The following is a 13,564-nucleotide window of genomic DNA, read 5'->3' as shown; positions in this document are numbered from 1 at the left end:
ACCATGGTGTGCCTCCCATTCTTTTTATACGCCCGCCATCTGCTCCAAAGCCTGGAGGTCGCCTTGCTCCAAGGCGTCCAGACATTTTCGCATCTGTTCCGGCGGGAAGTCCCACCACCGCAAGGCCAGCAACCTTTGGATTGTCTCCTCGTCATACCGCTTTCGGATGGGCCTTGCCGGCACGCCGCCCATGATGGTATAGGGCTCCACATCCCGAGTGACCACTGCCCGGGCGCCGATGATGGCGCCGTCCCCGATGTGAACGCCGGAGAGGATGACGGCTTCATAGCCGATCCAGACGTCGTTCCCGATCACGATGTCCCCCCGGTTGTCCCAGGCCGACGAGACCTCGGAAACCGGCGTCCCCCACGCCTCATAGAAGATGGGAAACGGATAGGTGGAGAGCGACCGCAGCGTGTGGTTCGCACTGTTCAGCAGGAACTTAGCCCCGCAGGCAATGGAACAGTACTTTCCGATCACCAGTCGGTCGCCGTTGACGGGGTAGTGGTAGAGAACATTGTTCCTCTCAAACTCCACTGGGTCCCGTACGAAGTCGTTGTAGATCGTATAGTCCCCCACGGAGATGTTGTGGCCATGGACCACCGCCCTCAGATAGACGGTCTGCCGGTCCCCGGTCCGGGGATAAATTGTTTCAGCCGGAATTCGCATGATCTATTTCCTCCTGTCTTTTGACGGTTCATACGATTCCGGCCATTGCAATGCAGCGCCTCACCCACACGCCTCCTCTTCAGATTTGACTTTTTACAGGGATGTGCCTGCTGCCAGCAGCCGGACTTCCTCCTCCAGGCGCGCATAGAACCGGGCCAGATGAATACCGTCCGCCAAGGCGTGATTTGCCAGCAGCGTCACCGGCAGCAGCAGGCGGTCTCCCCTTTTCTGATAGCGCCCCCAGGTAATCCGCGGGTTGCTGTCTGCCGGAGAAGGCGTGGGCTGCGTCAGCGCCGTATAGGAGAACCACGGGACACAAGATAGGAAAAACGGACTCTCCGCATCCCCTTCCTCCAGAGACGGGGCATACTTGGCCCGTTCCTGCTCCGCAGACGCATAGGGTAAAAACTCCGCAAATGGCGCGTCCGCCCAGAGACGGCAATAGCAGTACGTCCCGTCTGGCAGTGCCACGGTGTGAGAGGAGGGGCAGCAGTCATATTCCACCACCTGTTCTCCCCGGATACGCCGCCGCAGCTCTGGCACACTGTTGGCTGCCCGGACGGCGGCGTAAAGCACCGCCAGGAAGAAGCTGGTCCCTGTCTGTCCTGACCAAGCCGCCAGCTCCGTCACATCCAGCTCCACCGTCACACCCACATAGGGGTTTGCCAAGCTGCGGAAATAGGCGAACTGCTCTTTGCGGGGGTCCTGGGACATCTCCACGATCCTGCAACCCATTTCCCATCATCCTTTCGCTTTGTTGGTCTCTCCATAATAGCAGATTTCCCGGCAATTTGCACGATTTTTTTCTCCCTGTGGGAATCCACTTGCCATTTTTCACCGGCTGCGTTATCATGCATAAGGAAAACATCGGGGGCCGCACAGCATCGCCTGCAGCCACCAAGTACCAAAGATACGGAGGAAGCTCATGGAAATCAAAGCCATGTACGAGCAGCTCGGCATCAGCCGGGCTGTCTATGAATATGGAGAGCGCGTGCTGCGGGACCTGCGGCCCCGCTTTGACGCTATTGACCAGATGGCAGAATTCAACCAAGGCAAGGTCATCGCTGCCATGCAGAAAAATCGGGTAAACGCCACTCACTTTGCCGCTACCACTGGCTACGGCTATGATGATGAGGGCCGGGCCAATCTGGAGCGGGTCTACGCGGATGTATTCCACACGGAGGCCGCCTTGGTGCGCCCGCAGATCACCTGCGGCACCCACGCGCTGGCGGTGGCCCTCAGTGCCAACCTGCTGCCCGGGGACGAGCTGCTCTCTCCTGTGGGAGCGCCCTATGATACCCTTGAAGAGGTCATCGGCATTCGCCAGAGCCAGTGCTCCCTGCGGGAGTATGGCGTCACCTACGCCCAGGCGGAGTTGACACCGGACGGCGCCTTTGACTATGACGCCATCCGGGCCGCTATCAATGACCGTACGAAACTCATCACCATCCAGCGTTCCAAGGGCTATGCCACTCGCCCTTCCTTTTCCGTCGCTCAGATCGGGGAGGTAATCGCCTTTTGTAAGCAGGTGAAGCCGGATGTAAAGGTGATGGTGGATAACTGTTATGGTGAGTTTGTGGAGGCGCTGGAGCCTTCGGACCTGGGGGCCGATATGGTGGTAGGGAGCCTCATCAAGAATCCCGGCGGTGGCCTTGCTCCCATCGGAGGTTATATCTGCGGCACCCGGGAGTGCGTGGAACGCTGTGCCTACCGCCTCTCCGCCCCAGGACTGGGGCAGGAGGTAGGTGCCAACCTGGGGCTGATGCCTGCGTTCTACCAAGGGCTCTTCCTCTCCCCCACTGTGGTGGCCGGGGCCCTGAAGGGCGCAGTCTTTGCTGCCAATATCTACGAGAAGCTGGGCTTTGCCTGTGTGCCCGGAGCCTCAGAGGACCGGCATGATATCATTCAGGCAGTGACCCTGGGCAGCCCCGAGGGTGTGATTGCCTTCTGCCAGGGAATTCAAGCCGCCGCACCGGTGGACAGCTATGTGACGCCGGAGCCTTGGGCCATGCCTGGGTACGACTCCGAGGTGATCATGGCCGCCGGCTGTTTTGTCCAGGGCAGCAGCATCGAGCTCTCTGCAGACGGGCCGATCCGCCCCCCTTATGCCGTCTACTTTCAGGGCGGTCTGACGTGGTACCATGCAAAACTCGGCATCCTCATGAGCCTTCAAAAGCTGGTGGAGGCAGGTCTGGTTCAACTTCCGGAATAATCGGAGGCTGTATACTCCTCACAGAGTATACAGCCTCTTGTTTTCTTCCAAGTGGCGTCTCAGACGCCGCATGGCCCAGATATAACAGCAAATGTGTGCTAAAAGGGTGACAACCCAGGAAAACGGATAGGACCAGTAAATCATGGCAGGTGTGTGAAACCTGGGAACCTGAAATATCGTGGCAATCCAGATGAGCCGCAGCGCACACGCACCCAGCAGCGATACAATCATTGGCATAATGGAATACCCCAGGCCCCGCAGGGAGCCCACCATCACATCCATCATCCCGCATAGGGCATAGGTGCTGCAGACAATGGCCAACCGTTCCATTCCCACATCAATTACAGCGGCGCTGTCAGAATAGATGCCTAAAAGCTGGTGGCCAAAGAGCGTTGCGAGGCCCCCCAGCACTAGCCCTGTAACAATCACACACCCCTGTGCCCGTAACAGGATCGGACGCAGCCTGTCGTACTGGCCTGCGCCATAGTTTTGGCTGCTGAACGAAATATTAGCCTGGTAAAAGGCATTCATCGCAGCATATACAAAGCTCTCAATGTTCGCCGATGCCGCATTGCCTGCCACCACCGTCTCCTGGAAGGAGTTGACCGAAGATTGAATCACCACATTAGATAGAGCGAACAGCACACCCTGAAAGCCAGCCGGAAGCCCCACCTGCAAAATCTGCTTCAGGCGTGCCGACCAGATATGTAGCTGTCGTAGCTCCAGATGCACGCCGCCCTGCTCCCGCATCAGGCACCGCACCACCAGCAGCGCCGAGATAACCTGAGAAATCACCGTGGCGATTGCTACACCCGCCACATCCAGTTTGCAAACAATCACGAAAAACAGGTTCAGCACCACATTCACAACACCAGCTGTGAAGAGATAGTACAGAGGCCGGCGGGTGTCTCCAATGGCTCTCAGCAGCGCCGCGCCGAAGTTATAGAGCATGGTGGCCGGCATCCCGAGAAAATAAATCCGTAGGTAAATGGTGGCCAACCCTCGGACCTTTTCCGGAGACTGCATCCACCCCAGGATAGTCCCCGCACCAACCACGCCCACCACGGCCAATGCAAGACCACTGACCAGGCTTAGCAGCATAGCGGTATGTACGGTCTGGCGCATTCCATCTTGGTCATCAGCTCCGTAACACCGGGCCGCCAGAATATTCGCCCCCACAGACAAACCAATGAATAGATTGACCAACAGGTTAATCAGCGATGTGTTAGACCCCACTGCCGCCAACGAGTTATCCCCTGCGAACCGCCCCACCACAATCACGTCTGCCGCGTTAAACAGCAGCTGTAAAATGCTGGAGCACATCAGCGGCAGGGCAAATTGCAGCATTTTTGGCAGAATCGCCCCCTGACACATGTCAATCTCATAGGCTCTATCACGCCGGAATGCCATAGGTTCCTCCTCCTGTACAAAGATGTGGCTTTACAACTTTTATGAGCAATAGCCATATTCTAACACCGTCTTTACGGGAAAACCACTATAATATTTCCCATATTTTTTAACAAAAATTTTATAAATTCCGTCAAAGTAAAAGCGGCGGAAAATCCGCCGCTTTCGTTGATTGCCTGTTTACGCGATTCGCTCCAGCCACTTTAAATCATAGGGCTCAAAGACTACCTTTTCATAGGCGTCCACATCCATCAATACCCCGGTCCAATCCGAATGGATATCTCCGTTTTGCTTAATGAGGATGTCATACAAAATATCATAGGTCACGCCGTCCTTTGGGTCTGTCTCCACAATGGTGGAATAGGGCAGCGTCTTATGATACGTCAATTCCATGCCCTTGTAGTCAAAGTGGAAGCCACAGCGCATCCGACAGCCGTCCAGCCCTGTATATCTGGCTACTTCTTTGAGGTCATGGAGGATTTTATCGTGTTCTTCTTCATACAAATTCTCCGGCGTGGTGGCGGTATAATCAAAGCGGAACTGAATAGAGGCCCCCGGAATCTTGTGGAACCGCTCCAGATAGGGAACCAGGTCCTTGACAGGATAGTTCTTGTACAGTACACAGTTTACCCGGAAGGGGACCGGCAAGCGGGCAAGCAGATCGTCATTAGACTCCACCACATAGTGCTGCATATGGCGGGATACATTGACACAGGTAATCTTCTCTTTGTTTTTCTCCAAAAAAGTCAGGATGTCCTCTTCCGACTGGTATTCGGACACCGGCAGAGTGGTATTGATATAAATTTTATGGGTGGTCGGAATCTCGTCCAGCATGACCTGCAGGGACTCCAGGTCTGCAAATGGCTCGCCGCCGGTAAAGACAAAGTCGCAGCGGGGCGTGATGGCATCCATCCGGCGGATGCTATCGCAGATTTTCTCCACTGAGAAGCCCGTCATATCCGCATACTCCTCCTTATTGATGCAGAAGGGGCAGTGGTTCTTACAGTCATAGGGAACAAAAATGGTTACAGTCGCGCCGCCCTCGCGCGTCTTATAAGGATGTTTCATGATTCTGATCGGCCTTTCGTGTATATGGTTGGAGCGGCGCTACGCGCCGCTCACGAATCGCTATGTTTTGACGCTATCATATTTTAATGTATTTTCTTCTGTAGGTCAAGAGTAAAAAGTAAAATTTGCGCGATTGTCCCCCTCTTTCTATCCGTTGGAAAGAGTATCCGAGGAACACTGTACACTTTGCAAAAAAGATGCTATACTAAGACCAATTTCAAAAAAGGAGGCGGACAACATCGAAGCTTTCCTGCAAACACAGCTGGACAGCATCACAGCGCTGCTTGCAGCCTATCCGCTGGCAGGCACCTGGTATACGGCTGTGGTCCGTTTTCTGTTCCCGGTGCTGGCTGTTTTTATTTTGTCCCGAGCTGTCCGTTCCCTGCTGTCCATGCCCCATACGCCGGAGATTTGGGGGCAGCTGAGCCTGCCCAACGGAGCCGCGATTCCCCTCACCCATTGGGAGAATATCATCGGCCGGGGACAGACTGCAGATATACAGCTCAATTATCCCAGCGTTTCCCGTCAGCACGCCGCTATCTGCCGTGGCGAGGACGATCAGTGGGTGCTCTATGATCTGGGCTCCAAGGGCGGCACACAGGTCAATGGCGAAACTGTGACAGGAGCCCGCCCCGTCAAGCTGGGAGATACGATTTCTCTGGGCGGCGTTCCGCTGATTTTTCTGCCCCAGACCGTTGCGGAGCGGGAGGAAATTGAAAATCAGCGTCGGGCGGAACGGCCTGCTGCCATGTGGCCCTCCTTCCTATGGCTGACGGTCTTTCAGGTTCTGGCGTGTGTGCAGTTGATTGTGGCGGCAGGTGAGAGCGCGTCTGTCTCCATTCCCCTCGCCTTCCTGGGGCTGACGGCCGTCATGTGGCTGTATGCCGCTATTTTGCGGGCCACTCGGTGCGTGGGCTTTGAGATGGAAACCATCGCATTCTTTCTCTGTACGCTGTGCCTGGCAGTGACGGCTTCCAGCGCTCCGCAGAGCCTCCTGAAGCAGTTCGTGGCTATTTTGCTGGGAGTCATCTTGTTTCTGGTGCTCGGAATCTTTCTGCGAGACCTCTCCCGAGTTCAGAAAAACCGCTGGCTCATGGCAGCCGGTGCGATTGGCCTGCTGGCCTTCACGCTGGTATTCGGTCATTCCAAATATGGAGCGGTCAACTGGATTTCTATTGGCGGCATGTCTTTTCAGCCCTCGGAGATCGCTAAAATCTGTTATATCTTCGCTGGCTCTGCCACGCTGGAACGGCTCTTCCACAAGCGGAACCTGACCCTCTTTATTGTGCTGACCGGCGCCTGCATCGCGCTTCTTGGTATCATGAGCGATTTCGGTACGGCAGCCATCTTCTTCGTCACCTTCCTGGTCATTGCCTACATGCGCTCGGGGGATTTTGCCACCCTCTCCTTGATCTGCGGCGGCGCAGTATTCGGTGCCGGGATCATTATGACCTTCAAGCCCTATATTCTCAGCCGCTTTGCCACCTGGGGCCACGCCTGGGAGGCCGCCTCCACCACCGGCTATCAGCAGACCCGCACCATGTCCGCGGCTGCCTCTGGGGGGCTCTTCGGCATGGGAGGCGGCAACGGCTGGCTCCACAACGTAGCGGCGGCGGACACGGATCTGGTGTTTGGGATGCTGTGTGAGGAGTGGGGGCTGCTGATTGCCATTCTCGCGGTGGGGGCTATCATCACGCTGGCAGTATTTGCTGTACGGGCCTGCCGGGTGGGGCGCTCCAGCTTCTATATTATTGCCGCCTGCGCAGCTGGGTCTCTGCTGGTTTTTCAGACCTGCCTGAATGTATTTGGCTCTGTAGACCTATTGCCGCTCACCGGTGTCACCCTCCCTTTTATCTCCAACGGCGGCTCTGCCATGATGTCCGCTTGGGGACTGCTGGCCTATCTAAAGGCCACCGACACCCGGGAAAACGCCAGCTTTGCCATTCGGCGAAGCCATCAAAAACGGCTGACCCAGGATGCCCGCCGCCGGGTGGAGCCCATTGGAAACCCCTTTGCGGAACAGGAGGCAGAGCATGAAGAAGATTGAACGCCGTGCGGTGGTGTGCGTCTTTCTGGCGCTGATCCTTGCCGCTGGGCTTGGTGTATTTCTGGTGAGATACTGTCTGGACGGCGGCAGCTGGGCCTCCTCCGCCTTTAACCGGCACCTCTACAACACTAACGGCGTCCTCTCCTCCGGTACTGTGTTAGACCAGGACGGTGATGTGCTCTCCACGATGGAAAACGGCCAGCGCACCTATTATGACAATGCTACCGTTCGCAAGGCCACCCTCCATGCAGTGGGCGATCTGCAGGGCAATATCGGTACAGGTGCTCTGAACGCCTTTGCCGACCGTTTGACAGGCTACAGCCTGCTCAACGGAGCATTTGGTGCCAAACAGGGCAGCGACCTGTATCTGACCATCGACGCCCGGTACAATTATGAGGCCTACCAAGCACTGGGCGGCAAGTCCGGCACAGTGGCGGTATACAACTACAAAACCGGAGAAATTCTCTGCATGGTATCTGCTCCCAGCTATGACCCATTGAACGTTCCCACGGACCTGGAGACCAATGACCGCTACCGGGGTGCCTATCTGAATCGCTTTCTCTCCTCGACTTTCACACCGGGCTCGGTTTTCAAGACCATCACGCTCTCGGCGGCCATTGAGGAGATTCCCGACCTCTTTGCCCGTACCTGGACCTGCGAGGGCAGTGTGGAGGTTGGCGGGGAGACCATCGTCTGCTCCGGCACCCACGGCGAGCAGCACATTGGAGACGCCTTTGCCAACTCTTGTAATGTGGTCTTTGCCCTGATTGCCCAGGAGCTTGGTGGAGACACCCTGGAGGCATATACGGAAAAGGCGGGCCTGACCGACAGCTACTCCGTTAATGGCCTGCCCACCGCGAGGGGAACATTCCAATGGACCGGCATCACGGACGGTGAGCTTGGTTGGTCCGGCGTCGGCCAGGGGCAGGACCTGGTGAACCCCTGCGCCCTGATGGTCTACATGGGTGCCATTGCAAATGGCGGCAAGGCGGCAGAACCCTATCTCATTGAAAAGACGGTATCTCCCCTAGGGCTTCCATCCCTGCCGCATATCACCCGAAAAACCGGAAGGCTAGTCTCCGACTCCACAGCCCGGACACTGGCAGACATGATGTCCGAAAATGTGGAGAAAACCTATGGCACTAGCCGCTTCCCCAACATGGAGTTATGCGCCAAGTCCGGCACCGCCGAGGTAGGCGAGGGACAGACACCTCACGCCTGGTTCGCCGGATTTCTGCGAGATGAGGATACTCCCTATGCCTTTGTGGTAATGGTGGAAAATGGCGGCGGCGGAAACTCCGTGGCCGGCACCGTGGCGGGCAAGGTCCTGGATGTTATTGTCAATGGGTATTGATCTCCCGCTCCCCTTTGGAGTTCCAAAGGGGAGCGTTTCCATACCCCAAGACAGGGTCAGAACCTGCGCAGACGAAAAATTTCTGTGTACTGGTAACAATTTTTCCTCCCGCGGCATCATACAGACAGAAAGCAGGTGAGGCCATGGAGATTCAGGAGCGGGACCGTACCTGGTTCTGCGAGGAGATTCAGCGATGCAGGACCAGTCTGTACCGGCTGGCACTCAGCATCACAGCAAACCCGGAGGACGCCGCCGAGGCAGCGGCGGAGGCAGTGTGCCGGGCCTATGAAAAGTTCCCCCAGCTGCGGGACCGGAAAAAATTTCAGCCGTGGATTCTCAAGATCACCCGGAATGAGGCCTATGCTCTCTGCCGTCACCGGAGCCGGATGGTGCCCCTGGAACATCTGATGGAGGATGCCGCCGTGCCGGGCCCGAACCTGGACGACACACTATGGCGGGCGGTAGAGCGGCTGCCTCAGGAGCAGCGGGAGGCGGTGGTACTGTTCTACTACGAGGACCTTCCCACCGAGGCGATCAGCCGGGTCACAGGAGTCTCGCCGGGGGCGGTGCGGACTCGGCTGAGCCGGGCCCGGGAGAAGCTTCGGAGGATGCTGGAGGTGAATCATGGTGAATGAGCAGTTGGATTTGCGTTTGCGGAATATGGCTCGTGAAGAACGCTTGCCGGTTCCACAGATTTATGAGGATCGGATCAATCGGATCTGCGGGGAAATCCGCTCTGGAACCCTGCCCCGTTCTGCTCAGCGGCGGCACAGGCCCCGCAAGGTGCTCTTGCTGGCGGCTGCAGCAGCAGTGCTGCTGTCCGTGTCCGCGCTGGCTGCATCGGGGGCCCTGTCCGGAATCCTGGGCTACCTCCACCAGCGCAGTGGTGGACTGACGCTGGATCAGGAGACGGTCATCCAGCAGGACACGGCCCTGCCAGGCAGGTGCGTTGCTGACAACGGGGTGACGGTGACTCTAGAGGAGGCCTACGGCGATGGGAATCACTTTTTCTTCTATCTGATCATGGACCTGCCAGAATACGTAAACCCGGAGACCATGACTTTTGACACCCTGGACGTGGAAATGGACGCGGACGGCTGGGAGGATTTTGCAGGCAGCTCCACTTCCCTCCATTGGCTGGAGGAGGAATCTCAGCTGGGGGGACCAGAGCGGTTTCTCCTGCGGATCGAGCGGGACACCTATGCTCCCCTGTCCCTCCCAGCAGAGGGCACCGTGCCCTGTACCCTGCGCCTGGAAAACTTGGTGGACTCAACCTCCTACGGCCCTAACGGGGCGGAAATCCTAGTCCCCGGAAACTGGTCTATGGCCTTTGCCCTGCCCTGTGACGGCCGCAGTATCACCATGGACCTGGAGGGTTATACGCTAGTGGGCAACGCCGCCCTCAGCGGTGAATTACCCCAAACCGGAGAGCTTCTGACCTTCACCCTGCGCCCCCTGGGGGCCAGGCTCTGGTACGTCACGGAACCCGTCACTGGGGGGCTGGACCTCCCCTTCCCAACAGTGATCCTGGAAGACGGCAGCGAGGTTTCCCTGATACCGGAGGGCGGTGCCCACATCTATGACCCCTCTCATCTTCACGCTGGAGAAAACTACCTTTCCTACGGCGCAGAAGCCCCGATCCTGCTAGATCAAGTGGTCTCTGTCCGGTTCGGAGACCTAGTGATCCCCTGGGAACCTCAGGAGGCGTAAACAGAAAATCTTTGTCCCAAGACGGCGGAATCTGTGGTACAATGGTCCTTGTTAACAGAAAGGAAGGAAACCATGACCAAAGAGGAAGCCCTGAAAACCTATTTTGGCTACGACGCCTTTCGCGGCGGACAGGAGCCGGTGATCGACGCGCTACTGTCCGGACGGGATGCCATGGGCATCATGCCCACCGGAGCCGGGAAATCCGTATGCTACCAAATCCCGGCCCTGCTGCTGCCGGGAATCACGCTGGTGATCTCGCCGCTGGTGTCCCTCATGCGGGATCAGGTGACACAGCTGGTTCAAATGGGTGTACCAGCGGCATATCTCAACAGCACGCTAACCTTCAAACAGTATCTGCTGGCCCTGGAGCGGGCCAGAGCGGGGCGGTACAAGATCATTTATGTCGCCCCGGAGCGGCTGGAGACGGAGGGCTTCCAGTCCTTTGCCCAGGCCGCGGACATCTCCCTGGTGGCGGTAGACGAGGCCCACTGCATCTCCCAGTGGGGCCAGGACTTCCGCCCTTCCTACCTGAACATTCCCGCCTTTGTGGAGGGGTTACTGCGGCGTCCGCCTGTGGGCGCCTTCACGGCCACTGCCACGCCGGAGGTTCAAGAGGACATCGCCCGCCTGCTCTCCCTCCGGAATCCGCTGCGAATCACCACCGGCTTCAACCGGGAAAACCTGTATTTCGAAGTTCGCCAGCCATCGGACAAGCGCGCCGCCCTGCTGGAGCTGGTCCGGAGCCGTCCAGGGAAATGCGGCATCGTCTACTGCTCCACCCGAAAGGCCGTGGAGGAGGTCTGTGCCCTGCTCCGAGAGCGGGGCGTCTCCGCCACCCGGTACCACGCGGGGCTGGAACCGGAAGAGCGCCAGAGGAATCAGGAGGACTTTCTCTATGACCGCGCGCTGGTCATGGTGTCCACCAATGCCTTTGGTATGGGCATTGACAAGTCCGATGTCCGGTATGTGATCCACTACAACATGCCAAAAGATTTGGAGAGCTACTATCAGGAGGCAGGTCGTGCCGGCCGGGACGGCCTGCCCTCCAGCTGCATTCTGCTCTTCAGCGGCCAAGATGTGCGGACGGGCGAGTTTCTCATCACCCATGGCGAACCCCGTGAGGAGCTGGACGCCAAGACCGCGGAGCTGCTACGGGAGCGGGATTTGCAGCGGCTGCGGCGGATGACGGCCTACTGCCGCACCCAGCGGTGCCTGCGGCAGTATCTTTTGCAGTATTTCGGGGAATTCGCATCGGACTACTGCGGCGCGTGCTACAACTGTCTGCACAACTTCGAGGAGGTGGACGTCAGCCGGGAGGCGCAGATCATCGTGCGCTGCGTGGCCGAACTGGGCCAGCACTTCGGTGTCGGCGTCGTGGCAGAAACGCTTTGCGGCGCGGACACGGAAAAAATCCGCAAGTTCCACATGGAGCGGGAGCCCTCCTACGGCCTTTTGAAGGACCTCACCCAGGTTCAGGTGCGGGAGCGCATCCGCTTCTTGTTGGACACGGGGACTTTGCAGCTCTCCTCCGGACCCTATCCGGTGGTGCTCCTCGGGAAGCCGCTCAGTGCGGATACCCCTCTGCTCATGCGGGTCGCTCGAGAGGAATCCTCTTTCGCCAAGCGCAGACCCCCTGAAGAGCTGGATGATCGGCAGTCGGAGCTCTTCAGCCGCCTGCGGGTGCTGCGCGCCTCCGTCGCCCGCCGTCAGGGCGTGCCCGCCTATGTGGTGTTTTCTGACAAGACCCTGCGGGAGCTTGCGGTGGCCTGGCCTCAGACCATAGAGGAATTCCGTGCCGTAAGCGGCGTAGGTGACGCCAAAGCCGCCCGTTATGGCAAAGCCTTTCTGGCGGAGATCGACCGCTTCAGCCGCTAGTCTTTCCTCATGTCAAAGAGCGCCTGATGGATAGACCCACCAGGCGCTCCTCTTCCTTCTCTCAGGTTTGAATTCTCCGGTCCAGCTTGGCCAGCAGATAGGCCAGTAAAAAGCCGCCCCCGCAGCACAGGATAGATGTGAGAACTTCGCCTCCCTTATATTCCATGGGAATAATCACCAGGGTGGAGGCCAGCACAATTCCCAAAATGCCGTGAAACGCCACGGAATAGTGTGTCCGGAAGAACCAGCTCATCAGCCGCGCCAGCAAAATAATCGCCAGCCCCATTCCTGGAAGACTGGCGGAGAGCACCAGTAGATCCAGATTGGCCAGCCCGTCCAACATGGGCTGATATAATCCCAGCGCCATCATTACAGAGGAGGAAGTCATTCCAGGAATCACCACGCTCATTCCCCACAGGACGCCGCAAAAATTATACCACCAAAAATTCGGCGTCACAGACACCTCCGCCACATGGCTCACATAGAAAAGCCCCCCGAACATCAGGGCGGCGCAAAGAAGCAGGCTGATCCAGGAGGAGGCGGAGCGCCCCTCCCTGCCCGCCTCGCGAAAGAGAGAGGGCAGGGTCCCCACAATCAAGCCGATGAAAAGCCAGGTGGTTACAGTACTGGAGAGGCAGAAGGCTGCTGAAATTCCCTTGGCAAACCCTAAAAAACCCGCGCACCAACCCAGTACAATCGGGACAAACATCTTCCAGTACTTTGGAACGGCGGTTCTTGGACGGGTCAGCACCTCCATAAACGGGCGATAGATGTCAAAAACCACCGCCAACACACCGCCGGACACACCGGGCAAAATCGCGCCGGCCCCGATCAACACACCGCACAGAAAATCCCGCAGCCAGCGCAGGATCATGTTTTGATTCCGCGGAGACCTCATAACCCGCTTCCTTTCTCTTTCCAGGTACTGTATCTATGATAGCAGTTTTACCTTCGGCTTTCAATCCGATACCGCGCTGCAAATGTAAATTTTTCTAAACTTCAGTCAGAGCTGGCTTCTACAAGCCGCACGGCCGGTTATCCGAGGATGTTGTTGTATACTTCACACAAGGTATATCCAAGTTGCCGCGCATTTCTCTGTAGATTTTATCAGTTGACAGAAAAAGCGATAACGTGTAAACTAAAATGCAGATAACAGAAAACTTGATACAGAAAAGACGATGAAGAGAAGAGTAGGCAGGCAGGACTGTTACAGAGAGCCTCC

Annotated in this window: 11 protein-coding genes; 6 read left to right on the top strand and 5 right to left on the bottom strand. The window is 57.5% G+C overall.

Annotation, left to right across the window (positions count from 1 at the left end; all coding sequences use genetic code 11):
- Window positions 1-24: 24 nt before the first annotated feature.
- Window positions 25-669, bottom strand: a complete 645-nt coding sequence (locus KJS55_RS12230; RefSeq protein WP_213543401.1) for a CatB-related O-acetyltransferase — start codon at window positions 667-669, stop codon at window positions 25-27.
- A gap of 93 nt (window positions 670-762) precedes the next feature.
- Window positions 763-1,404 (bottom strand): CatA-like O-acetyltransferase, encoded by a 642-nt coding sequence (locus KJS55_RS12225; RefSeq protein WP_187030427.1) that lies wholly within the window; start codon window positions 1,402-1,404, stop codon window positions 763-765.
- Window positions 1,405-1,594: 190 nt separating this feature from the next.
- On the opposite strand from KJS55_RS12225, the gene KJS55_RS12220 reads away from it, so the two are divergent.
- A complete protein-coding gene (locus tag KJS55_RS12220; protein WP_213543400.1) occupies window positions 1,595-2,881 on the top strand; it encodes a methionine gamma-lyase family protein in 1,287 nt (428 codons plus the stop codon).
- A gap of 18 nt (window positions 2,882-2,899) precedes the next feature.
- Here KJS55_RS12220 and KJS55_RS12215 read toward each other — a convergent pair whose 3' ends face one another.
- Window positions 2,900-4,291 carry an MATE family efflux transporter gene (locus KJS55_RS12215; protein WP_213543399.1) on the bottom strand — a complete coding sequence of 464 codons (1,392 nt, stop codon included), beginning with the start codon at window positions 4,289-4,291 and terminating at the stop codon, window positions 2,900-2,902.
- 177 nt (window positions 4,292-4,468) lie between these two features.
- A complete protein-coding gene (locus KJS55_RS12210) occupies window positions 4,469-5,356 on the bottom strand; it encodes a 4Fe-4S cluster-binding domain-containing protein (protein ID WP_187030422.1) in 888 nt (295 codons plus the stop codon).
- Window positions 5,357-5,717: 361 nt separating this feature from the next.
- Between KJS55_RS12210 and KJS55_RS12205 the strand changes: the two genes are divergently transcribed.
- The 5 genes from KJS55_RS12205 (at window position 5,718) to recQ (ending at window position 12,342) form a co-directional block, all read left to right on the top strand.
- On the top strand, window positions 5,718-7,403 hold the full coding sequence (locus KJS55_RS12205) for an FtsW/RodA/SpoVE family cell cycle protein (protein ID WP_228300531.1): 1,686 nt from the start codon (window positions 5,718-5,720) through the stop codon (window positions 7,401-7,403).
- On the top strand, window positions 7,390-8,757 hold the full coding sequence (locus KJS55_RS12200; protein WP_213543398.1) for a penicillin-binding transpeptidase domain-containing protein: 1,368 nt from the start codon (window positions 7,390-7,392) through the stop codon (window positions 8,755-8,757). Before KJS55_RS12205 ends, KJS55_RS12200 begins: the two co-directional genes overlap by 14 nt.
- Before the next feature lie 143 nt (window positions 8,758-8,900).
- Window positions 8,901-9,392: an RNA polymerase sigma factor gene (locus KJS55_RS12195; RefSeq protein ID WP_187030419.1), complete on the top strand. Its 492-nt coding sequence runs from the start codon at window positions 8,901-8,903 to the stop codon at window positions 9,390-9,392.
- Window positions 9,382-10,467 (top strand): DUF4179 domain-containing protein, encoded by a 1,086-nt coding sequence (locus KJS55_RS12190; protein ID WP_213543397.1) that lies wholly within the window; start codon window positions 9,382-9,384, stop codon window positions 10,465-10,467. Before KJS55_RS12195 ends, KJS55_RS12190 begins: the two co-directional genes overlap by 11 nt.
- A gap of 72 nt (window positions 10,468-10,539) precedes the next feature.
- Entirely contained in the window at window positions 10,540-12,342 is a 1,803-nt protein-coding gene (gene recQ / locus KJS55_RS12185; protein ID WP_187030415.1) for a DNA helicase RecQ, read from the top strand.
- 61 nt (window positions 12,343-12,403) lie between these two features.
- On the opposite strand, the gene KJS55_RS12180 is transcribed toward recQ, so the two are convergent.
- Entirely contained in the window at window positions 12,404-13,240 is an 837-nt protein-coding gene (locus tag KJS55_RS12180; protein WP_228300530.1) for a DUF368 domain-containing protein, read from the bottom strand.
- Between the last annotated feature and the right edge of the window lie 324 nt (window positions 13,241-13,564).

The organism is Pusillibacter faecalis, from assembly GCF_018408705.1.
GTDB lineage: Bacteria > Bacillota > Clostridia > Oscillospirales > Oscillospiraceae > Oscillibacter > Oscillibacter faecalis.
Note: the sequence above shows the minus strand (reverse complement) of the source record. Positions and strands in the feature narration are given on the sequence as shown.

Coding starts and splice junctions, on each gene's coding strand:
- KJS55_RS12215 (WP_213543399.1), bottom strand. CDS start 4,291: ATGGCATTCCGGCGTGATAGAGCCTATGAGATTGACATGTGTCAGGGG.
- KJS55_RS12180 (WP_228300530.1), bottom strand. CDS start 13,240: ATGAGGTCTCCGCGGAATCAAAACATGATCCTGCGCTGGCTGCGGGAT.
- KJS55_RS12190 (WP_213543397.1), top strand. CDS start 9,382: ATGGTGAATGAGCAGTTGGATTTGCGTTTGCGGAATATGGCTCGTGAA.
- KJS55_RS12225 (WP_187030427.1), bottom strand. CDS start 1,404: ATGGGTTGCAGGATCGTGGAGATGTCCCAGGACCCCCGCAAAGAGCAG.
- KJS55_RS12210 (WP_187030422.1), bottom strand. CDS start 5,356: ATGAAACATCCTTATAAGACGCGCGAGGGCGGCGCGACTGTAACCATT.
- KJS55_RS12230 (WP_213543401.1), bottom strand. CDS start 669: ATGCGAATTCCGGCTGAAACAATTTATCCCCGGACCGGGGACCGGCAG.
- recQ (WP_187030415.1), top strand. CDS start 10,540: ATGACCAAAGAGGAAGCCCTGAAAACCTATTTTGGCTACGACGCCTTT.
- KJS55_RS12195 (WP_187030419.1), top strand. CDS start 8,901: ATGGAGATTCAGGAGCGGGACCGTACCTGGTTCTGCGAGGAGATTCAG.
- KJS55_RS12220 (WP_213543400.1), top strand. CDS start 1,595: ATGGAAATCAAAGCCATGTACGAGCAGCTCGGCATCAGCCGGGCTGTC.
- KJS55_RS12200 (WP_213543398.1), top strand. CDS start 7,390: ATGAAGAAGATTGAACGCCGTGCGGTGGTGTGCGTCTTTCTGGCGCTG.